The sequence below is a fragment of the Psychrobacillus sp. OK032 genome (assembly GCF_900111345.1).
Taxonomy (GTDB): Bacteria; Bacillota; Bacilli; order Bacillales_A; family Planococcaceae; genus Psychrobacillus.
The window spans coordinates 450,953-474,375 of record NZ_FOGY01000001.1 but is presented as its reverse complement, the minus strand read 5'-3'; the positions used below and the strand labels follow the sequence as shown (position 1 = coordinate 474,375).

The 23,423-nt window shown below is 37.2% G+C and carries 21 protein-coding genes; 19 read left to right on the top strand and 2 right to left on the bottom strand.

The genetic code is table 11. The features are described from left to right. Positions 1-86 precede the first annotated feature (86 nt). From hpf to BMZ04_RS02190, 18 genes are all read left to right on the top strand, one after another. Positions 87-644, top strand: coding sequence for a ribosome hibernation-promoting factor, HPF/YfiA family (hpf, locus tag BMZ04_RS02275; protein ID WP_093264685.1), 558 nt, complete (start codon positions 87-89; stop codon positions 642-644). 966 nt (positions 645-1,610) lie between these two features. Then, a complete protein-coding gene (gene secA, locus BMZ04_RS02270; protein ID WP_093264681.1) occupies positions 1,611-4,121 on the top strand; it encodes a preprotein translocase subunit SecA in 2,511 nt (836 codons plus the stop codon). A 123-nt stretch (positions 4,122-4,244) separates the two neighbouring features. Beyond that, positions 4,245-5,349, top strand: a protein-coding gene (prfB, locus tag BMZ04_RS02265; RefSeq protein ID WP_143128258.1) for a peptide chain release factor 2 whose coding sequence is annotated in 2 segments (ribosomal slippage) — positions 4,245-4,319 and positions 4,321-5,349 — 1,104 coding nt in all. Because the reading frame shifts where the segments join, the coding sequence is not laid out codon by codon here. Between the two features lie 265 nt (positions 5,350-5,614). Further along, positions 5,615-5,887, top strand: coding sequence for a hypothetical protein (locus BMZ04_RS02260; protein ID WP_093264676.1), 273 nt, complete (start codon positions 5,615-5,617; stop codon positions 5,885-5,887). Positions 5,888-5,996: 109 nt separating this feature from the next. Next, positions 5,997-6,242, top strand: a complete 246-nt coding sequence (locus tag BMZ04_RS02255) for a hypothetical protein (RefSeq protein ID WP_143128257.1) — start codon at positions 5,997-5,999, stop codon at positions 6,240-6,242. A gap of 120 nt (positions 6,243-6,362) precedes the next feature. Continuing rightward, a complete protein-coding gene (locus BMZ04_RS02250) occupies positions 6,363-6,590 on the top strand; it encodes a hypothetical protein (RefSeq protein WP_093264666.1) in 228 nt (75 codons plus the stop codon). A 289-nt stretch (positions 6,591-6,879) separates the two neighbouring features. After that, on the top strand, positions 6,880-8,661 hold the full coding sequence (locus BMZ04_RS02245) for a sensor histidine kinase (protein WP_093265465.1): 1,782 nt from the start codon (positions 6,880-6,882) through the stop codon (positions 8,659-8,661). Beyond that, positions 8,639-9,376 (top strand): LytR/AlgR family response regulator transcription factor, encoded by a 738-nt coding sequence (locus tag BMZ04_RS02240; RefSeq protein WP_093264662.1) that lies wholly within the window; start codon positions 8,639-8,641, stop codon positions 9,374-9,376. The genes BMZ04_RS02245 and BMZ04_RS02240 overlap by 23 nt, the downstream gene beginning before the upstream one ends. Positions 9,377-9,815: 439 nt before the next feature. After that, complete coding sequence (locus BMZ04_RS02235) at positions 9,816-11,621, top strand: carbon starvation CstA family protein (protein WP_093264657.1); 1,806 nt, start codon at positions 9,816-9,818, stop codon at positions 11,619-11,621. A 167-nt stretch (positions 11,622-11,788) separates the two neighbouring features. Further along, a complete protein-coding gene (locus tag BMZ04_RS02230) occupies positions 11,789-12,658 on the top strand; it encodes a YitT family protein (RefSeq protein WP_093264653.1) in 870 nt (289 codons plus the stop codon). Positions 12,659-12,710: 52 nt separating this feature from the next. After that, on the top strand, positions 12,711-13,064 hold the full coding sequence (gene cccB / locus BMZ04_RS02225; protein ID WP_093264649.1) for a cytochrome c551: 354 nt from the start codon (positions 12,711-12,713) through the stop codon (positions 13,062-13,064). A 1,202-nt stretch (positions 13,065-14,266) separates the two neighbouring features. Then, complete coding sequence (ftsE, locus tag BMZ04_RS02220; RefSeq protein WP_093264646.1) at positions 14,267-14,953, top strand: cell division ATP-binding protein FtsE; 687 nt, start codon at positions 14,267-14,269, stop codon at positions 14,951-14,953. Then, on the top strand, positions 14,943-15,830 hold the full coding sequence (gene ftsX, locus BMZ04_RS02215) for a permease-like cell division protein FtsX (protein WP_093264643.1): 888 nt from the start codon (positions 14,943-14,945) through the stop codon (positions 15,828-15,830). Before ftsE ends, ftsX begins: the two co-directional genes overlap by 11 nt. 39 nt (positions 15,831-15,869) lie before the next feature. Next, entirely contained in the window at positions 15,870-17,177 is a 1,308-nt protein-coding gene (locus BMZ04_RS02210; protein ID WP_093264641.1) for a murein hydrolase activator EnvC family protein, read from the top strand. Positions 17,178-17,309: 132 nt separating this feature from the next. Further along, a complete protein-coding gene (locus tag BMZ04_RS02205; RefSeq protein WP_093264638.1) occupies positions 17,310-17,888 on the top strand; it encodes a redoxin domain-containing protein in 579 nt (192 codons plus the stop codon). Positions 17,889-17,964: 76 nt separating this feature from the next. Then, positions 17,965-19,383: a S41 family peptidase gene (locus BMZ04_RS02200; RefSeq protein ID WP_093264634.1), complete on the top strand. Its 1,419-nt coding sequence runs from the start codon at positions 17,965-17,967 to the stop codon at positions 19,381-19,383. Between the two features lie 82 nt (positions 19,384-19,465). Then, a complete protein-coding gene (locus BMZ04_RS02195; RefSeq protein ID WP_093264630.1) occupies positions 19,466-20,635 on the top strand; it encodes a PDZ domain-containing protein in 1,170 nt (389 codons plus the stop codon). Positions 20,636-20,643: 8 nt separating this feature from the next. Continuing rightward, a complete protein-coding gene (locus BMZ04_RS02190) occupies positions 20,644-20,898 on the top strand; it encodes a CsbA family protein (protein ID WP_093264625.1) in 255 nt (84 codons plus the stop codon). A gap of 739 nt (positions 20,899-21,637) precedes the next feature. Here the strand turns inward: BMZ04_RS02190 and BMZ04_RS02185 are convergent. Then, entirely contained in the window at positions 21,638-21,946 is a 309-nt protein-coding gene (locus BMZ04_RS02185) for an AzlD domain-containing protein (RefSeq protein ID WP_093264620.1), read from the bottom strand. Positions 21,947-21,950: 4 nt separating this feature from the next. After that, positions 21,951-22,673, bottom strand: coding sequence for an AzlC family ABC transporter permease (locus tag BMZ04_RS02180; RefSeq protein ID WP_255367756.1), 723 nt, complete (start codon positions 22,671-22,673; stop codon positions 21,951-21,953). Positions 22,674-22,785: 112 nt separating this feature from the next. Between BMZ04_RS02180 and BMZ04_RS02175 the strand changes: the two genes are divergently transcribed. Further along, positions 22,786-23,421: a TVP38/TMEM64 family protein gene (locus BMZ04_RS02175; protein WP_093264615.1), complete on the top strand. Its 636-nt coding sequence runs from the start codon at positions 22,786-22,788 to the stop codon at positions 23,419-23,421. Positions 23,422-23,423 lie beyond the last annotated feature (2 nt).

Sequence of the window (23,423 nt, the reverse complement as noted above, 5' to 3'; positions counted from 1 at the left end):
ATAAATAAAATCTTAAAAGTAAGAAGGATATTTTGGTTAGGATGTTGAATCATATATATAGAGTTAAATTTAAAGGAGGAGTTTTCATGCTAAACTTTAACATTCGTGGGGAAAATATTGAGGTAACTCCTGCAATTCGAGAACATGTTGAAGGTAAAATTGAGAAAGTAGATCGTTACTTCAACGAAGAAATCGAAGCAACAGCCAATGTCAACTTGAAGGTGTACAATGACAAGCAAACGAAAGTAGAAGTAACGATTCCTATGAAAAATTTAACACTACGAGCGGAAGAGCGCCATTCAGATTTGTATGCTGCTGTAGATCTCATCGTAGACAAGCTAGAACGTCAAATACGTAAATATAAAACAAAAGTAAATCGCAAATTCCGTGAACGAGAAGGCGTCGCTTCATTTTTTGCCACAGTAGAGGCATCAGACACGCCAGCAGAACAGTCGGATGAAGAAGCATATAATATTGTACGTACAAAACAATTCGATTTAAAACCAATGGATCAAGAAGAAGCAGTATTACAAATGAATATGCTTGGTCACAATTTCTTCATATTCACTGATGCAGAATCAGACGGCACTAATATCGTTTACAAACGTAAAGACGGTAAGTACGGCTTAATTGAGACAAATTAAATATTAATTGACCACAAAAGCTCTCCTCTAATTTTGAGGGGAGTTTTTTTACGGATAAAGAAATAATAAAATTATATAAGTTGCCCATTAAAAAGCTGCCGCTAGGATTTCCGCTGCAGGGCGGACGCTTTCCGCGGGCATGGCTTCAGCCTCCTCGTCGCTTCGCTCCTGCGGGGTCTTCAGCTCATGCTATTCCCGCTGGAGTCGCCGCCCTTTCGCTTCAATCAAAGGATCTTGCTGACTAATCAATTGTTAAATTCGATAGAGCACTAAAAGAGCAATAGAATTATCAACCCCTCATAGCGATGACTTAGTTAAAATCATTCTCTGCCCAATATATATTATTGCTAATTAGAAAATGTCTTCTTGTGACAAGTGAAGTATTTAATATGTGAAATGATTGCTTTCGGAATAGTATTGGTTGCTATCAATGACAAGTCCGTTGCTTTAAGCCATTTACTGAATCTCCACATTGTAAAAGTATATACTACTGTGATTTGGCACGCTGGTCTTGATAAATCTAGATCTGTTCAGTATAGATACTAATTAGTTAGCGAGTTCTATTGATTGCAGCGGAAGGCGGCGACTCCTGCGGGATGAGTGAGAAGATGAGACATCACAACGTACGCGTTAGCGGCGGTGATGGCTCAACGCTCACCCCGCGGAAAGCGTCCGCCTGAAGCGGAAATCACAGTGGACACCTAATTATTCCATTATAAGAAGTTCATTAATAATGAAAGTTTTTTTATTTAACGTGAATTGGAACTTAAAGATAGTATTTCCAGTGTTGTATAGAGTAGCTTTCGCTCAATTCTCCTCCATCAGAAAGCAAGTGGAAAACTTCAAAAAACAACAAAGAGGACAACAATTTGAACTTGTCATTACCCAATTGTAAATTTGCTTATTTGCGTGACTTTCTATCGAATGGTAAAATGGGGAGTAAGACTAAATGGGAAGTGAATATAGATGCTTGGTGTATTAAATAAAGTATTCGATTTAAATAAACGTGAAATAAAACGATTAGAAAAAATTGCGGATCAAGTTGAAGCACTAGCTAGCGAAATGGAAGCAAAATCGGATGAACAACTAACTGCAAAAACCGAAGAATTCCGTGCTCGTTATGCAAAAGGAGAAAAACTAGACAAATTGCTACCAGAAGCATTTGCAGTAGTACGTGAAGCGGCTAAGCGTGTACTTGGCATGTACCCTTTCCGCGTACAAATCATGGGTGCAGCTGCGCTTCATGAAGGAAACATTGCAGAAATGAAAACAGGGGAAGGGAAAACCCTTACTTCTACGATGTCTGTGTATTTAAATGCAATTCCAGGGCTAGGGTCGCATGTTGTGACGGTCAATGAATATTTATCTAGCCGTGATGCTGCAGAAATGGGACAATTGTATAATTTCTTAGGTTTGTCTGTAGGCTTGAATTTAAATTCATTATCAAAAGAAGAAAAACGTGAAGCATATGCAGCGGATATTACGTATTCCACGAATAATGAACTTGGTTTCGATTATTTGCGTGATAATATGGTGTTATACAAAGAAGATAAGGTACAACGTCCGCTTCACTATGCAGTAATTGATGAAGTTGACTCCATTTTAATCGATGAAGCAAGAACGCCATTAATTATTTCAGGTCAAGCAAATAAAGCAGCATTATTGTACAAGCAAGCAAATGCGTTTGTCCGTACACTCATTATCGAAACGGATTATACGTATGAAGAATCTACAAAAGGCGTTACGCTAACAGATGTTGGGGTAGAAAAAGTAGAAAAAGCGTTTAATATTGACAACTTATTTGATTTGACGCATGTTCGTCTAAATCATGCGATCAATCAATCATTGAAAGCACATGCTTCGATGCATTTAGATGTGGACTATGTTGTGCAAGACGGAGAAGTTGTGATCGTTGACTCATTTACAGGTCGTTTAATGAAAGGACGTCGTTATAGCGACGGGCTACATCAAGCGATTGAGGCAAAAGAAGGATTGGAAATTCAAAATGAATCGATGACAATGGCAACAATCACGTTCCAAAACTTTTTCCGTATGTATGATAAATTATCAGGTATGACTGGTACGGCAAAAACAGAGGAAGAGGAATTCCGTAATATTTATAATATGAATGTTATTGCGATTCCAACAAACCGTACGATAGCTAGGGATGACCGTGCAGATTTAATCTATGCTTCGATGAACGGTAAGTTTGAAGCAGTTGCTGCAGATATAGCTGAACGAAATAAAAATGGTCAACCTGTTTTAATTGGTACGGTAGCCATTGAAACATCAGAAATTATTTCCAAATTGTTAACAAAACATGGGATTAAGCATAGTGTATTAAATGCCAAAAACCATGAACACGAAGCGGAAATTATTGCGACTGCAGGTCATTTAGGATCGGTTACGATCGCGACTAACATGGCTGGTCGTGGTACCGATATTAAACTAGGCGACGGTGTTTTAGAAGCTGGCGGTTTAGCAGTAATTGGTACGGAGCGCCATGAATCACGCCGAATTGATAATCAGCTACGTGGACGTGCTGGTCGTCAAGGAGATCCTGGGGTGACACAATTCTACCTATCAATGGAAGATGAGTTAATGCGTCGTTTCGGTTCGGACAATATGCGTAATATGATGTCTAAACTAGGCATGGATGATTCGCAACCAATCCAATCGAAAATGGTTTCTCGTGCAGTAGAATCCGCACAAAAACGTGTAGAAGGTAATAACTTCGACTCGCGTAAACGCTTATTACAATATGATGATGTTTTGCGTCAGCAACGTGAAATTATTTATAAAGAACGAAATGAAGTATTAGAAACCGAAAATATGCGTGCACTTGTGGAATCGATGATTTTCGGTGCAATTGAGCGTTTAGTAGGCTCTAATACTGCTTCGGACAATAACGCTGACTGGAGTTTAAAAGGAATAATAGACTACGTACAAGCGAATTTATTGCCAGAAGGTGTCATTACACAGAGTGATCTGGAGAATCTGTCCCCAGACGAAATGATTGATAAATTAAAAGAAGAAGTAATTCGCTTCTATGATGCAAAAGAGGAAGAAATGACTCCAGAGCGCATGCGTGAATTTGAGAAAGTCGTTTTACTTCGTTCGATTGACTCTAAATGGATTGACCATATCGATGCAATGGATCAGCTACGTCAAGGTATTCATTTACGTGCATACGGGCAAACAGATCCACTTCGTGAATATCAGAGTGAAGGATTTGCCATGTTTGAAGCAATGGTGGATTCCATCCAAGAAGATGTTGCGAAATATGCAATGAAAGCAGAAATTAGAAACAATCTAGAACGCGAAGAAGTAGCAAAAGGGCAAGCGGTAAATCCAAAAGAAGAAGGTGGACCCGTTAAGAAAAAACCAACTCGCAAGGAAGTAGCAGTTGGACGAAATGATATATGCCCATGTGGAAGCGGAAAGAAATTTAAAAACTGTCATGGAACAGGGCAGTAACAAAATGCGAAAAGCGGCTATGTCTGCCCCGAGGGGTAGACATAGCCGCTGAAGCTAGCTAGTAACTGAATAGAATATTATCAACAGTTACTTGAATTTAGGAAAGTCGGAGGAATAAATAATATGGTAGAAATAGCAGTAGTACGAAATGAATTGGATCGAACAGCAGGGAAATTGGAAGACTTTAGGGGGTCTCTTTGACTTAGAAAACAAAGAGGTTCGTATACAAGAGTTAGAGGAGTTAATGACATTTCCTGATTTCTGGGACGATGCACAGGCTGCCCAAAAAATAATTAATGAAATGAATGCACTGAAAGCCATTGTAGAGCAATACAATGATCTTGTATCTACACAAGAAAACTTAGAAATGACACTTGAACTTATCAAAGAAGAGCCAGATGAGGAATTACAAGAAGAACTTGGCTCAGAACTGAAAGAGTTCACAAGCGCACTAAGTGACTTCGAGCTACAATTGCTATTAAGTGAAGAATACGACAAGCATAATGCGATTTTAGAATTGCATCCAGGTGCTGGGGGTACCGAGTCACAAGACTGGGGTTCCATTTTACTTCGTATGTATCAGCGTTGGGCTGATAAACGCGGATTTAAAGTAGAAACGCTCGATTATTTACCAGGCGATGAGGCAGGTATTAAATCCGTTACATTGCTTATAAAAGGGCATAATGCATATGGCTATTTAAAAGCAGAAAAAGGTGTACATCGCCTTGTACGTATTTCTCCTTTCGATTCATCTGGTCGCCGCCATACATCTTTCGTTTCTTGTGATGTTATGCCGGAATTCAATGATGAGATTGAGATTGAAATTCGTACAGAAGATTTGAAAGTTGACACGTATCGTGCAACCGGTGCTGGTGGTCAGCATATTAATACGACGGATTCAGCGGTTCGTATTACACACGTTCCAACGAATACCATTGTTACTTGCCAAACGGAACGTTCACAGATTAAAAACCGTGAGCATGCGATGAAGTTATTGAAATCGAAATTGTATCAATTAAAAATCGAAGAACAAGAAGCCGAACTTGCAGCAATTCGCGGTGAACAAAAAGAAATCGGATGGGGAAGCCAAATCCGCTCTTATGTTTTCCACCCATACTCGATGGTAAAAGATCATCGTACAAATGAAGAAAGCGGAAATGTTCATGCAGTTGTTGATGGTGAATTAGATCCATTCATCCATGCATTCTTACGTTCACGCATAAATTAATAGACGAAAAATACCCCGATGATATAATAAAATATCAAAGGGGTATTTTTTATTTATTCTTAACAATAGAAAATTAGATTAGAAGTAGTAATTAATTGTTGAATCTCTTTTTGATTTCTTTGGACTTCTAAAACAGACAAAATAGCTAAGCAATAACAGTATGAACATGCCATATGCTTGTTTAGGGAAATTCTAACAACGATAAATAATTAACCGATAAGGTTCCGAAGTAATAAATAACTTAATAGAGAGGGATGAAGATGCTTTGAAGGAAAAATATGGACTGTTATCTTTTATTTTAGCTATAGCAGGAATTTTGCTATTTTACTTGAGTTCTCAAGGAAATAATGGAGTTTTCAACCCTTATTTCTTCACAGGGCTTGCTTTATGGATATCAAGTTTTGTGTTAGGCGTTAAAGGTGTCAAAACAAAAGAAAGTGGTTCATTAAAGTATGTTGGAATGGGAATGATTTCGCTTATTGTTATAGGCTATGGTTTGTTAATAGTTATAATTGGCATTCGTGGGTTCGGAGCATAAAAAGCATTCTTGCACAGAGCATCAAGAGGCAGTTTGATTGAAAAAGGTAATTATATCTTTGTGTTAAACAGTAGGGTAAAGTCAATTTAGATAAAATAGAATAGATAAGGTGAAGATTATAGCTAATCTTTTGGTTGTTATAGGAATTATTGTTTGTATATTGCAATTTTTCTTAGCTAAACAAGGTAAGGTAAAAACATCTTTATTTTTAGCAATTTTATTTAGTATTATTGTATTTTTAATGATTTTATTTGGACTTGTTGTTTTAAAATTATTATTAAATGTGTGTGCCATCATACTATGGGTTTTATTCGCTTGGGCACTTACAAAAAAGAAGAAATTAAAGTCTTATTAAAGCGATTGTTCAATAAGAACAGTCGCTTTTTCACTAATGCAGCAGTTTAGTTTAAGAAGGAAATACTTATTTGGAATCTATTCATGCTGATATTCGTAGATAGTTTGAGGGGGAATATTTTTGAAAAACACAAAGTTAAAAATCGCATGGATTATTCCTAATGTATTTTGTTACTTGATGCTATTTGGATTATTCGTTTGGGTAGTGGCTAACGGCGAAGGATTACAAGAAATCAATAGATTATCAATTTACGTTTTATTTATCATTTTACTTTTCTTGATATCAGTATTCGGAAGTTACCGAATTTTGGACATGGATAAAAGAAAGTACAATATAAAAAGTTCTTAATATGCTAACGGGTGCTTTAATTCTATAAGCGTTGAAAATAAATAAAGATATAGCTCAGTTCAATGAACTGGGCTATATCTTTATTTAGACAAAAAGCACCGCAATTGCGGTGCAATTAGAAATACATTTTTATTTGTATTTTTGTGTATAAATTCTAGTTTTGCGACATGGCAAACAATAACCGAGCAAAGATAAGACATTCCATCGACTTAAATAAAGGTTTTGTTATGTTCTGATTTCAAGTATCATTAAGATGTTAGAATATTACGAAACAGGGGAGATAGCAATGATCTTAGTTTTAGCTACATTAATGATAGAAAAAGTAGGGATTATCGTAATTGTTGCTTTTTTACTCTCTCAATTGAAATCATTTCAACAAATTATTAAAAATGAACATAAAAATAGCGAAAAAATAATACTAATTTTACTTTTTGGGACCCTCGGAATTATTAGTAACTATACAGGAGTCGAGATTCAGCACGGAATAATTGTTAATAGCGGATGGCTCACAGGAATTGATCCGGATAATGCAATTGCCAATACAAGAGTAATGGGCGTAGTCATTGGCGGAATATTAGGGGGACCCGTCGTTGGTTTCGGTGCTGGTTTAATCGCAGGTATTCACAGATACTCTCTAGGAGGCTTTACAGCATTAGCGTGTTCACTGGCTGTTGTAGTAGCAGGAATTGTTTCGGGCTATTTTTCTCGAAGACAAATTAATGTAGAGAAGAAGATTACGCCGATCAACGCGGCTATTTTAGGAATGACATTGGAAGCTGTTCAAATGCTTATTATTTTAGCATTAAGTGACCCTTTTGAAGAGGCATGGATACTCGTTCAAGTTATTGGCATTCCGATGATTTTAGTGAACGGCTTAGGAATGTTTCTCTTTATGTATATAATCCGTTCAATTATTCGTGATGAAGAACGAGCACGGGCAAACCAAACGAGCAAAGCTTTCTATATTGCTGATCAAACCTTGCCTTTCTTCCGGCAAGGATTAAATACAAGTTCCTGTAAAGAGATTGCAGAAATCATGTTGAACTTGACCGATGCAGATGCGGTTTCCATAACAGATGAACTTCAAGTGCTCGCACATGTTGGAGCAGCATCAGACCACCATATTCCAGGCGGACATTTTATAACAGGTTTAACGAAAAGAGTGCTTGCAAACGGTGAAATTGCCGTGGCAAAATTAAAAGAAGAAATTTATTGTTCAGAGAGTAATTGTTCATTGGAAGCAGCAATCGTCTTACCTTTAAAAATGCGAAATAAAACAGCAGGAACACTAAAAATGTACTTTATTCAACCGAGTAAGTTAGATGATATTCAACAGCAACTAGCAGAGGGACTTGCCAATCTATTTTCAACTCAATTAGAGTTAGCGGAAGCTGAAAGACAAACAAAATTGTTAAAAGATGCAGAAATTAAAGCATTACAATCCCAAATTCATCCGCATTTTTTATTTAATAGTCTTAACTCTATTTCTATTTTATGTCGCACTGACGCCCCAAAAGCACGGAAATTATTACTGGAGCTTAGTTCCTTTTTGCGAGGGAATATACAAGGGGCTAGGCAGATGCTCATTCCTTTAGAAAAAGAATTAGAAAATGTGAAGTCCTACTTATCTCTAGAACAAACACGATTTCCGGATAAATATCAAATTGATCTTCAAATAGAACCCGGTATTGAAAAAGTATTGCTTCCTCCGTTTACATTGCAACCACTCGTAGAGAATGCAATCAATTATGCTTTTACTAATATAGAAGGAATCGGAATGATAGCCATTGAGATTTACACTTTGAATAATGATCTGCATATTATTGTAAAGGATAATGGAAAAGGAATTCCAATAAATAAAATGTCTATATTAGGTAAACAGACGATCATGTCTAAAAAAGGAACAGGCACTGCAATTTATAATATTAGTAAACGTTTATCAGGAATTTATAATGGCAAGGCAAGTTTTGAAATAGCGAGTGAAATGAATAGAGGAACGACTATTAAAATCTCTATTCCGCTTGATAGTAAAGGAGTATTACAGCAACATGTTGAAAGCATTTATAGTTGAAGATGAACCATTAGCAAGAGATGAATTGAAATATTTACTTATGGAAAGTAAACAAATTGAAATAGTTGGTGAAGCAGATAGTCTTGTAAACGCTGTCAAATCAATATCTAAACATAAACCAGATCTTGTATTTTTAGATATTGATTTGGATGGCGATAATGGATTGGATTTAGCTAAGCAATTACTTATGCTAAACCCTACTCCAGCAATTGTTTTTGCAACAGCGTATGATGAATATGCCTTACAAGCTTTCGAGTTAAACGCAATTGACTATATTTTGAAGCCTTTTGATGAAGAACGTATTCGCCAAACACTCGAGAAAATTATTCAAATAGGAAAAATAGGTACTGAAAAAACAACTTTTTCACCTTCTATAAAAAAAGCTAGTACAGATAAAATAGCTGTCCTTGTGGATGAGCGAATAGTATTACTTGAAAATGACTCAATCATCTATTTAGAATCTTTTGAAGGGAAGTGCAAGATTAAGACGATGACGGATGAATATATCGTTAGTGATTCCCTCGTTGTGATTGAGAAAAAATTACAACAAACGCAATTCATGCGAGTTCATAGAAGTTTTATCGTGAATCTGGATCATATCGTTGAAATTCATCCGTGGTTTAATTCAACATATAATTTAGTGTTGAAAGACAAATCAAAAGTTCCGGTAAGTAGGACTTACATAAAAGAATTTAAAATGCACGTTGGTTTTTAAGTTCAACTTGACTCAGCAAATAGTAACTTCACATAAAAGGAGTTCTTTCTAAGATTCCTGCTCCTGCGCAAGCTCGTCGCAAAAGACCTTTGCTCCTGCGCAAGCTCGTCGCAAAAGACCTTTGTTCCTACGCAGAGCTCGCCGTAAAAGTACTTTTACAGCAACGATTGCATGACTAATATCCTGTTGGTTCAAGGCACAACAGGGTGTCACAGAATTTGAAGGGATTATTAGAATAAATTTAGCCGTTGTCGCATCCACGCGACAACGGCTAAATTTAATATCTGGAAGAAATTATGTCTAGGCGAAGTCAATTTGTATTTCATTTCTTAATATTTGCATTTCATCCTTGAATTTTTGTAATTCAGCTATAAATGGAATTTATTATACTAGTATTTAGTATGATTATTATAGACTAGAAGGATGGGGGAAGAAAGAAATGAATGCGGTTACAATTGTAATAGGTTCTATCTGTATACTATTAATAGCTTATCGTTTATACGGAACGTTCATGGCAGCTAAGGTTTTAAAACTAGATGATTCAAAACCTACTCCGGCGCATGAACTGGAGGATGGGAAAGATTATGTACCCACGAACAAATGGGTCACGTTTGGTCACCATTTTGCGGCGATTGCTGCGGCGGGACCGTTAGTTGGGCCAATACTTGCAGCGCAGTTCGGTTATTTACCTGGATTGCTATGGCTTCTGATTGGTGCGGTAATCGGGGGAGCCGTTCACGATATGGTCGTGCTTTTTGCTTCCATGCGTCAAGGTGGAAAGTCTTTATCAGAAATAGCAAAAAAAGAACTAGGGCCAGTTGCGGGATTTTGTGCAGGACTCGCAATGTTATTTATCATCACAATTACAATGGCAGGTTTATCATTAGTTGTACTAAGTGCTTTAGAGAGAAATCCATGGGGAACATTTGCTGTAGGAATTACGATTCCGATCGCGATGGGTGTTGGATTGTATCATAAAAAAACAGGCAATTTAAAAGGTGCTACTATCGTAGGGTTCGGACTTATTATGGCGGCTATCCTTTGGGGGCCAAATATTCAGGGCACAGCACTCGGAGATTTCTTAACATTAGAAAAGAGTACAATTGCTCTTGCTTTGCCAATCTATGCATTTTTTGCGGCAGCTTTGCCAGTTTGGTTATTGTTGGCACCTCGCGATTATTTAAGTACATTTATGAAAATTGGTGTATTTGCAGCTTTAATCATTGGGGTATTCTATGTAAACCCTGAAGTTCAGTTCCCTGCATTTACTGAATTTATAAATGGTGGTGGTCCAATCATTGCTGGTCCAGTTTGGCCATTCATTTCGATTACGATTGCCTGTGGAGCAATTTCAGGGTTCCATGCATTCGTTGGGTCAGGTACAACTCCAAAAATGATTAATCGTTGGAGCGATATTAAAGGTGTAGCTTTTGGAGCGATGCTTGTAGAGTGTTTAGTGGCAATTATGGCATTGATTGCAGCTGTATCATTAATGCCAGGAGATTATTTTGCGATAAACTCAACTCCTGAGAAATTTGCAACTTTAGGAATGGAAACAGTACATTTAGATAAACTAAGTGAAGAAATTGGAATGGATCTTGAAGGAAGAACTGGTGGTGCAGTTACACTAGCAGTCGGAATGACATATATCTTCACTGAGATTCCAATTTTTGAGAAAATGGCATCGTTTTTCTATCAGTTTGTTATTCTATTCGAAGCCGTCTTTATCCTAACTGCGATTGACTCGGGGACACGAGTTGCTCGTTATCTTATCCAAGATTTTGGTGGAACATTCTTTAAACCTTTAAAACGTACAGATTCCTTATGGGCAAATATTTTTGCAAGTGCGTTAGCCTGCTTCATGTGGGGATATTTACTCTACTCGGGAGATATTAGCTCTGTTTGGGCACTGTTCGGTGTGTCGAATCAATTAATGGCGTCTATCGGTTTAATCATTGGTGTAACAATTGTGTTGAAAATTGCAGAAAAGCGTTGGTACATCCTAACTTGTTTAATTCCATTAGTTTATTTGTATATCACTGTGAATGTAGCAGGATATTGGATGGTGACAAACGTTTACTGGAATACAGAAAGTGCTGGATTCAACTTCTTAAATGGAACACTTTCTGTTATTATGTTAATTCTTGGTTTCGTTATTCTCGTAACCTCCATACGTAAGTGGATGCAACTTTGGAAAATTCCACAAGCCGAATTAGTGGAGCGAGTAGCAAAAGGAACAATCTAATTTTAAGTTCCAAGTTTAAACGGTTCTACTCCGTTTTGAACTTGGAATTTTTTTGATTTGATTGAAGTATTCGCTTTACCTATTTAAAACGGTGCTATGCTGAAGTTCACAAAAATTCTTTCTGTTGTTATACTAGTGCAATCAAAGACAATGAAAGAGGATAGTTTATGGCAACTAATCACAGACTACATAAAGAATTACCTCCAATTGTGGAGCATAGCAAAGATTATTTATATGTTATTATCGGAGCAGCAATTATTGCGATTGGCTTTAACGTTTTTTTATTGCCTAACCAAATTGCTTCTGGTGGGGTTAGCGGAATAAGTACTATTTTAAAGGGCGTTTTTGGATGGGAGCCCGGTATCGTGCAATACGCTTTTAATATTCCCCTTTTTATCGCAGGTTTAATCTTTTTAGGTGCGAAATTTGGCATTAAGTCATTTGTCGGAACATTAACATTACCAGCAGTTGTTTTATTAACTGCTAGTTGGGAGCCTTGGACATATAATCCTTTATTAGGGGCTTTATTTGGTGGAATCGCAGTTGGTCTTGGACTAGGAATTGTATTTCGTGGCGGTGCTTCTACCGGGGGAACTGATTTGGCGGCGCAAATTATTACAAAATATACAGGCTTTTCGCTTGGGAGAAGTGTGTTATTAATCGATGGTCTCATCGTTATTAGTGCAGCATTCGTTTTTGATATCGAAAAAGCACTTTATGCATTAATTGGCTTATTTGTGACGACAAAAACGATCGATATCGTACAACTAGGTTTTAGCCAATCAAAAATGATCTACATTATTACGAATAAACAGGATGAAATAAGAGATGCTATCTATAAAGAAATAGACCGCGGGGTGACAAAACTTCCTGCTTTTGGCGGATATACAAATAAAGAAAGACCTATCTTAATGGTTGTCGCATACCAGACAGAGTTCACAAAACTGAAACATGTCATTAAGACGATTGATCCGGCAGCTTTCGTTATTGTCTCTGATGCCTACGAAGTGCTTGGGGAAGGTTTCAAAAGATATTAACTTTGGTATAATAAAGAATGTAGTTCAAATTTACTTGAGGGAGGTAATAATAATGAATAAAAAACTATTAGCCGTAATATTCGGTGCTGGATTAATGTTAGCTGCTTGTGGCGGTGGCAATGACGAAGCAAATGATAATAATGACACAGCGACTAACACAGAAACCCCAACTACTGAAACAGCTACAGTAGATGCAGAGAAAATCGTTAATTCGAAATGCATTAGCTGTCATGGTGGTAACTTAGAAGGACAAGGTAACTTCCCGGCGCTTAATGATGTTGGAGCACGTTTATCTGAAGATGAAATTTTAAATGTTATTGAAAATGGTAAAGGCGCTATGCCTGGTGGACTTGTATCAGGCGAAGAAGCCCAAGAAGTAGCTGCATGGTTAGCTGCTAAAAAATAATAAATAATAAAAATCAGTTGCTCAGATAGGGCAGCTGATTTTTTTATGTTATAGAAAAAAATTATGAAGTATGTGTAACTTTTTTCAAACAACATAAAGCCGTTGTTTTTATAAAAAAACAGAGTATAGGGATAATGCGCACTAATGGAGATCTATTAAGAGACCGCTAGATTTCCGCTGCAGGCGGACGCGTTCCGCGGGCATGGCTTCAATCTCCTCGTCGCTATGCTCCTGCGGGGCTTTCAGCTCATGCACCTGCCGCTTCGCTTTCGGTGCAGAAAACATTTGCTATTCCCGCTGGAGTCGCCGCCTTCCACTTCAATCAATAGGAATCTCTTGCTAATTTAGTGTCTGCTGATATCAAAAATGTAAGGTACACTATGCGAAAGTTTATTAATCCTATTTAGAAAATGTAGCCTCTAAATAAGTTGATTGCTCATAACCATTTACTGGGTAGTTACACCTCTAAATACTACACCGTATAAGTATAAAACCCATCACAGACTCTGTTGGATTGGTTTAGTCGAGTTTACACCATGTTATGTCTCGTTCAACCATTTATTGGATTTTATTTTTAGGAAATACTACATAAGTTTTAATTTATAACAGTGACGCTGATTAGTTAGCGATTTTCATGAATTGGAGCGGAAGGGCGGGGACTCCTGCCGGATGAGTGAGACAGATGAAACATCGCAGGCGAACGCGCAGCGTCGGCGATGGTTCATCGCTCACCCGGCGGAAAGCGTCCGCCCTGCAGCGGAAATCCCAGCGGTAACTTCTTTACGATGCAGTATTCCTATCCATTTACAATGGTTTTACGTTTGTCCATTCCTAGGATATTTTCTTCCAAAATTAATTCAAATCCAAAACTTTATGTAATTCTTCCAAAGCAAGTAAAAGTAACATCTTTCTCCAAAATAATCCACAAAAATCTCCGAGTTAATTTTAAAAAACTTTTCAATAAAAAAAGAATATTTTAATAGAAAAGAAGGATTTCGAGAGAACAATGTAGAAAATAATGACGATAGGTCGTTTGTACGAAGGTATTTTTCCTCATTTAAAATGAATATCAAATCGAATTATCGAATTTTTCCCAAATATTTGTAATAAAATGAAATGTAATTGTAACAAACTAAGAAGCGTCTAATGTTATAATAGGCATGTTACATTTTATTAAACGAAATAAATTAGGTGGTTTATAAATGATTGAGATGAAAAATGTCTACAAAAAGTATCCAAACGGGATTGTTGCCGCAAATGGAATTGATGTAGAAATTAAGCAAGGTGAATTCGTATATGTAGTCGGACCAAGTGGTGCAGGAAAATCGACATTTATCAAAATGATGTATCGGGAAGAACGTCCAACATCAGGTGATATATTCATCAACGGTACTAATTTATCGACACTAAAAAACAGTAAAGTACCTTATTTGAGAAGACAAATAGGCGTAGTGTTTCAAGACTTTAAATTACTACCACGTCTAAATGTGTATGAAAATGTCGCATTTGCATTAGAAGTAATTGAAGAAACACCAACAATAATACGGAAAAAAGTGATGGAAGTATTAGAACTTGTTGGACTTAAACATAAAGCAAGAATGTTTCCTACGGAGCTCTCAGGTGGCGAACAACAACGTGTTTCAATTGCCCGGTCTATTGTCAACACACCACAGCTTGTTATTGCGGACGAGCCGACAGGAAACCTTGACCCAGACACTTCATGGGACATTATGAATATATTCGAAGAAATTAATGCCCGAGGAACTACAATTATAATGGCAACGCATAATAGAGAAATTGTAAATACCATTAGACACCGTGTTATCGCTGTTGAGGGTGGATTAATCACTCGAGACGAAGACAAAGGGGAATACGGTTATGAAAACTAGAACAGCAGGTAGGCACTTCAGAGATAGCTTGAGAAGTATCAGTCGAAATGGTTGGATGACGTTTGCTTCGGTTAGTGCAGTAACTGTTACGCTACTGCTAGTCGGTGTGTTCGTCATGATTATGATGAATTTAAACAAAGTAGCAGATGATCTTGAAAAAGATGTAGAAATTAAAGTAATTGTCGAATTGACGGCGGATGAAGCTGCTATCGCTGCATTACAAGAAGAAATAAAAAATACAACAGGTGTTGCAGAAGTGCAGTATTCACCAAAAGAAGATGAGCTAAATAAGTTAGTGTTAGATTTTGGGGAAGATTTGCGTTTGTTTGAACAGCAAAACCCTTTACATAATGTATTTTATGCAAAAGCAGTAAATCCGCAAGAAACAGAAAAGGTAGCAAAAAAGATCGATAGTTTAGATAACACATTCGAAGTGAAGTATGGGGAAGGAAAAATAGAAAAACTATTTTCTTTCTTGAACACTAGTAGAAATGTAGGGTTAGTACTAATACTAGCGTTATTGTTCACGGCGATGTTCCTAATATCTAATACGATTCGAATTACGATTGTTGCAAGAAGAAGAGATATAGAAATTATGAAACTTGTTGGAGCGACAAACTGGTTTATACGTATTCCTTTCATATTAGAAGGAATGTGGTTAGGAATTCTCGGTGCAATTATTCCAATCACGCTCGTAACAACACTCTACTACAATATTCATAAAGTACTATCACCGAAACTTGCACAAGGAAACCTATTTGAACTGCTCGATTTCTCACCATTTATCTATCAAGTAAATGCGTTGATTTTATTGATGGGGGTACTAATAGGCGTCTGGGGAAGTTTCATGTCAGTAAGGAAGTTTTTACGAGTCTAAAAAAGAACTATGAAGGTAATTTGAAAGGAGCAAGAAGTTTTGAGAAAACAGTCTAAATGGGTACTACGCGTTTTTGCGTTAGCTACTACTTGCGCGCTTTTGTTCACAGGACCAAGTGCCCTTGCTAATTCATTGAACGATTTAAAAACTCAACAAAAAGAACTTGAACAAAAGAAAAATTCAATAAACTCAAACATTAAAGAAACAGAAGGTAAGATAAACTCAAACATGTCTAAAATCGAACAAATTATGGCTCAAATTCAAGCTTTAGACACAGAAATTATTACGACAGAAGATAAAATTTCAAAAGTATTAAAAGAAATAGAGTTAACAACGACTGAAATTGAGAATTTACATGCCTCTATTGCAGAATTAGAGCGCAAAATTAAAGAACGTGATGAGCTTTTAAAAGAACGAATCCGTGCTGTACAAGTTAGTGGCGGATCTGTTAGTTATTTAGATGTGTTACTTGGAGCAAATAGTTTTATCGATTTTATCGACCGCTTCTCCGCAGTAAATACATTAATGGAAGCAGATCGCACGATTTTGAAAGAACAAGCAGATGATAAAAAGCAGCTAGAAGAACAAAAAGCAACTTTAGAGGGAAAATTACAGCAACAAGAAGCAAGTAAAAACGAGCTACTCGCTTTAAAGGCTTCTCTGGATGAGCAAAAAGCAGCTAAAGGAAACTTAGTAGATCAACTAGAAGCAGAACAACAAAAACTAGAAGCAGATAAAGAAGTAATGGAAACGGAGTACGATGAAGTATTAAATTTAAGTGAAGAAGTAACAAATAAAATTGTAGCAGAACAAAAACGCCAAGCAGAAGTAGCACGAAAACTGGCAGAAGAGAAAAAACGTAAACAAGCGGAAGAAAGAAAACGTCAACAAGCAGCAAGTGGATCATCTACAGCAATTCCAGCAGTATCATCAGGTGATTGGACAAAACCAGTATCAGGACGTCTTACTTCCGGTTATGGGTATCGAATGCACCCGATTTATGGAAAAGGAAAAATGCACTACGGAGTGGACTTTGCAAATTCGATTGGAACTCCAGTAGTTTCAGCGGCAGACGGTGTAGTCTCTTATGCTTCTCCACTTAGTACATATGGTAATGTGATCATGGTAACTCACTCAATCGATGGTCAATCATTTACTTCTTTATATGCACATTTAAGTAGTATTAAAGTAAGCGTGGGACAAGCTGTTTCAAAAGGGCAAACTATTGGTGGACTTGGAAATACAGGGAATTCTACAGGACCACATTTACATTTTGAAATTCATACAGGCACATGGAGTGGTATGACGAGTAACTCCGTGAATCCATTGAGATATATTTCTTTATAATATTATATTAAGACGCCATCCAATCTTTGGACGGCGTCTTTTTTGTCAGAATCAATATATTAGTATACAAGTGCACTTTCAGTTTATAATAAGAGCGATAACGTATTGATGACGTATTAATGGAGGTAAGCTGTGAAGAAAAAGATTATTGGCTTATTAATTGTTGGTTGTTTAGTTGCGATTGCAACAATATCCTTTGTAAAAGATAATATAGACGAAACAGAAGCATTTGCCGGAGAACAAATGGGAACCGACATGGCAGCAAATCCTGCAAATGAAGGAATTGGTCAAGGGGACCGTGCTCCAAACTTTACACTTACTACGCTTGATGGAAAAGAAGTGACGCTTTCTGATTACCAAGGAAAAAAAGTAGTGCTAAACTTTTGGGCAACTTGGTGTCCTCCTTGTAAGGCAGAAATGCCACATATGCAAAACTACTATGAAGATATGGCAGAACAAGAAAATGTGGAAATTTTAGCTGTTAACTTAACGAACTCAGATGTTGGCATCGATAAAGTAGAGCTCTTTAAAGAAGATTATGGATTAAGCTTTCCAATTCCTTTAGATGAAGAAGGAACGGTTGAAAAAACGTACCAAGCAATTACGATTCCAACAACTTATATGATTGATACAACCGGAACGATTCAAAACAAAATTGTTGGACCTATGGATGAACAAATGCTTACAGACTTTGTAAGTAATTTAAAATAAATAAATATCCGATTTTTGGGCAAGTATTAAACTTCGCTTTCCACACATATATTAGTGGAAAAGTAGGAGGTTGAACTTGCGCAAAAGTCGGATTTTTTTATATGTCTTGTTATTTATTGTTATGCTTGGGATTGTGTATTTATTGTTCGGGAAATCAACTAAGTCCGTAGAATCTGGGGTTAGTACTAGTCAAGTAATTGATGAAGCATTTCAATTGATTAAAAAAGAAGCAGTGTTTTCTAAAAATGAAAAGCTATTAGTAGAAGGTGCGATTCGGGGAATGACTGAAGCGTTAGAAGATCCGCATAGTACGTATTTGACGAAGGAGGAAGCGGCTAACCAAGAAGCATCACTTGCTGAGGAACGCGTTGGAATTGGTGTAGAAATTATGCAATCTGCTGGGAAATTTATCGTTGTCGCACCACTTAAAGACTCCCCAGCCTATAAGGCAGGATTGAAATCACAAGATGAAATTGTTCGAGTGAATGAGGAAAGAGTAGATGGGAAGACGATGGCTGAGCTTGTTCAATTATTAAGTGGTGAGAAGGGAACGTCATTGAAAATGACGATCTATCGTGCAAGTGAAAATCGCCATGTAGAGTTACATATGAAACGGGATACTATCGCAATGCACACAGTTTCAAGTGAAGTATATGAAGTGGATGACCATGCCATTGGGATTGTTACGATTTCATTATTTGGAGAAAAAACAGGAGAAGAATGGGAAAAGCAAACGAAATCATTAGTAGAGCGTGGAATTGACGGACTAGTTATTGACGTGAGAGGAAATCCTGGTGGTTACTTATTTAGCGTTTCATCAGTCATTGGTACATTAATGAAAAATGGAACGACTTTTGCATATATGCAAAATGCAAAAGGGGTTTTAGAAATGTTAAACACAGAAAGCAAAGAGGCACCTTATTTAAATAAAGTACCTACTGTTTTATTGCAAAACGGGGGTAGTGCTTCTGCAAGTGAAGTGCTCGCTGGAGCTCTCCGCGATAACAATCGAGCGCTAATTGTAGGTGAAACTAGCTTTGGAAAAGGAACGGTACAAGAGACACATCCATTAACAAATGGTGGTAAGTTAAAAATTTCTACACATAAATGGCTTACACCAAAACAAGAATGGATTCATCACAAAGGGATAGAAGCGGATTTAAAAGTAGAACAAGAAGAATTGTTTGCAATGGATCAAAAATACTTGAGTGGAGAATTCCGAATGGGCGATTACGGCGAAGAGATCAAATACGTCCAACAAGTGTTAAGTGCGCTTGGCTATAATATCGGCCGGGAAGATGGTTATTTTGACGAAGGAACAGAAGATGCAATCGAAAATTATCGACAAGAAAGAAGCTTAGGTGAGGGGAGCGAAATAAACAGCGTTTTATTTCAATCTTTAACGGAGACGGTAGCTGCATATAAAACAAAAAAAGAAAATGATAAGCAATTACAAATGGGTATCGGTTATCTAATCCATGATTTAAGTAAATAAGATTATACGAAAATACTATACGCAAAAGGCTCCTCGTTTGTTACAATAATAGGAAGGAAATGTGCGAGCGAGGAGGATGCGTATGATACAGGAATTATTAATCGAATTGGGTAAAGGAATCGGACGGTTTTTCCTTCATCCAGCAGTTTATATTACGATCCTTTTCTCTGTTTTAATCGGCTATTATCGGGTGAAGCGAGAAAGAAGACAATTGCGAACAAGAATTTTGTGGGGATGGACAGAAGCAAAGAGACTTATGCTAGATGGATACATATGGGCAATCATGTTATCAGTCATTAGTGTCGCAGTTGGACTAGTCCTGCCAATTTCTTGGTTATACATATTTAGTGCATGGATGATTTTATTGGTATTGTTATTTATGTATCAAGCTGGTTCTCCCATTTATGCGATTGCTTTAGGTGTTGCTACGTTGTATATGATGGATGTATATAACTGGTCTTTGGATATATTTTCATGGGAATTGAATGGATTAAATATTACGAATGAAGCAATTGTCCCAATTGCAATTTTAGCAGGATTGTTACTAATTGCAGAAGGAGCGCTCATTCAAAAGCACGGTTCAAGTCATGCTTCACCACGGTTAGTAACTACCGCACGTGGGATAGAAGCGATGGAATATATAACAAAACGATTATGGTTATTACCGATTTTACTTGTTGTTCCAGGTGATGTAATTGGCTCATATATTCCATATTGGCCACAATTTACGCTAGGAGAATCTACGTTTTCACTTGTGCTATTTCCTTTCGTTATAGGATTTCAGCAAAAAAGTAGACACTCATTACCTATTCAATTTTTCCCAAGGTATGGGAAAAAGGTTTGGCAGCTTGGTATTATCGTCACAATCATTGGTGCTGTAGGATTTGTAATGCCACTAATAAGTGCAATTGCCATTGCTCTAGGTGTATTAGTTAGATTCCTCATTACCTATATAGAATATAAAAAAGAGACATCTGGAACGTTTGCAGTGTCTCCACAGTCAGATGGTGTTATGATAGCAGGAGTGCTTTCCGATTCCCCCGCAGAAAAAATGGGGCTTCTCATCGGAGAACGTATTGTGAAAGTGAACGGACAAAAAGTGACAAACGAGCAAGAATTATACGAAGCTGTACAAATAAATGCAGCGCACTGTCGTTTAGAAGTATTGGATTACAGCGGAGAGCTTCGCTTACGTCAACATATTCTGTTTAGACATGATCATTATCGATTAGGGCTGATCCTAGTAAGGTAGGAGAACTTATGGAAACATTATCTTTATCAACGCAAATAATACTAGCCATTTTTGCACCTGCATTACTCGTTATTCTTTTTACACGTATTACGTTTAATCGTTATGTAGCGCTTATACTGACAGTTGCATTATTTGCAGCATCGGTACAAGCGGGGTATACGCACAGATGGTGGATCTATATATTAGATGCAGCATCATTAACTGTGGGATTCTGGTATTCTAGTAAAAGTAAAAAAACAAAGAAAAAATCCGCTCATCAATGAGGCGGATTTTTTTGTGTGGAAAAGAAGTGGTGCTAATCAAAGTGGCTATATTCAGTGACCACTAGGATTTCTGCTCCAGGCGGACGCTTTCCGCGGGCATGGCTTCAATCTCCTCGTCGCTACGCTCCTGCGGGGCTTTCAGCTCATGCTATTCCCGCTGGAGTCGCCGCCTTCCGCTTCAATCAACCATATATGCTAGCTAATTAGCGTTTAGCTAAACAAACCAATAAGAAATATTAGAACCGCTGCACGAAGGCAAAAGTGCCAGCTATCATATTAAACAGTGAACATGAGCTTCACTATGTTACTAATTACTAGATAATGTATATTTTAAAGTATTTAATGGTCATCTCCTATTAAGTAAACTCTTTGATATGGTAAATGATTGCTTACGACTTAAATTGGTTGCTCTCGTGCTAATTTGGTTGACCAGTTGGTTGCTCTTATCCATTTACCGGATCAATTTTACGAGATACTTACTAATAATGGATTTTCCTCTTCAATTCTAATAAAACTTTTGGTTTATAAAGCGAGAAACTAATTAGTCAGCAGGCTCCTTTGATTTTCGTGGAAGGGCGGCGACTCCGGCGGGATGAGTGAGACAGATGAGACATCACAACGTACGCGTAGCGTCGGTGATGGCTCATCGCTCACCCCGCGGAAAGTGTCCGCCCTGTAGCGGAAATCCCAGCGGAAACTAATTTTGTTACGCATTATCTCTATATTATGTAACCAACAATCAAAATACCAAACTATAAATAGCTAAAACCCCAATTGTCCCTAACACTATAACCATCAAATTAGAAAAAAGAATAGCTAAAGTAAACGCAACAATTGCTCCGATCAATCCAAACAAAAGATTCCCTTCTTGAACATACAAGATAGCTGGGAATATTAACGCGCCTAAAACAGCGTATGGAATATTACGCAAAACACCAGAAACAACTGGTGGTAACTCTTTTCCTTCTAAAAAAGTCAGAGGAACAGCCCTTGGAATATACGTAACTATTGCCATGCCAATCAACGTCCACCAATACCATGCTCCCATATATTTAAGCTCCTTTCAGCTGTCCGGCAATACGCTTACGTTTTTCATGAATAGCATAAATAATTTCCACAAAAATAGCGGATGCTAATGTAGCAACTAAAATAGACCATCCAGTTGATAAGATTCCTGTCCAATAAAAAAATCCATTAATAACAGCTGCAATCAGTGCAAGCATGACGACTTTGCGATTGCCACGCATGGACGGTACTAGAAGTCCAACGAACATCGCGTATAAGGCAATCGACATCGCAGCTTGTAAAAACTGTGGAAGATTGGCGCCGATAACATGTCCAACAGCAGTGAAAATAACCCAGCTACTATACGCAATAAAAGCAACACCAAATGCAAAGGAAGTTCCTATTTTGTCCTCTTTTCTAGTTGCGAGGACCGAAAAAGACTCATCTGTAATTCCGAAAGCATAAATTCCTTTAATCCATCTTTTTTCGCTCTGCATCTTTTCGTTCAGTGCAGCCGTCATTAAGAAGTGACGTATATTAAGGACAAATGTATTTAAAACGATTAAAATAGGGTCAACCCCTTTTGAAATTAGCGTTAAAGACATGTATTGTGCTGCTCCCGCATAAACGAAAATACTCATCGCAGTAGCTTCCCAAATGGACAGTCCGGATGTTTTGGCAAGTAAGCCAAATGTTAAAGCGACTGGAAAATAGCCGATTGCAATACTCAACCCTGCTTTTAATCCAAGTACAAATGAATTATTATTCAATTTTCTGTCACCACCTAAAAAACATAATAGACAAATTATACTATAACCGAATAGTTTTATGAATATGAAACATGGGAATAGTATAAACATACATATTTTGGAGGAGAGCAACATGTTTGATTGGTTTTCATGGGATACATTAACAACCTTAACACAGGATTATCGTGCGTTAGGTCCGATAATTGGTATCCTCTTGCCTTTTTTAGAAGCATTTTTGCCATTTTTACCGCTCATCGTGTTTATCGTAGCGAATGTAACAGCTTATGGATTGCTCTTTGGATTTTTGCTTTCGTGGGCAGGTTCGGTAATAGGAGCGTATACAGTCTTTTTAGTAATTCGTAAATATGGACGAGCACGTGTGCTTGGTATTATAACAAGACATGAAAAGATTCAAAAATTAATATTATGGGTAGAGAAGAATGGATTTGGTCCGCTTTTTTTACTTATTTGTTTTCCATTTACTCCCTCCGCACTTGTGAATATTGTTGCTGGACTTTCCAATATGAAAAAGAACACCTATTTATGGACAGTTACATTGGGAAAGCTAATAATGATTTTTATCGTTAGTTTTATTGGTTCAGATATAAAAGCATTGATCACCCAACCAGTTCGTACGGCTATCGTTGTCATCATTATTGTTATTCTTTGGTTTGTTGGAAAAAGAGTAGAGAAACGAATTGATAAAAAGGTAGAAGCAGATTTGCATAATTTTAGAAGCGACAGAAAAATAGGGAAAGAAAGGAGATAAAT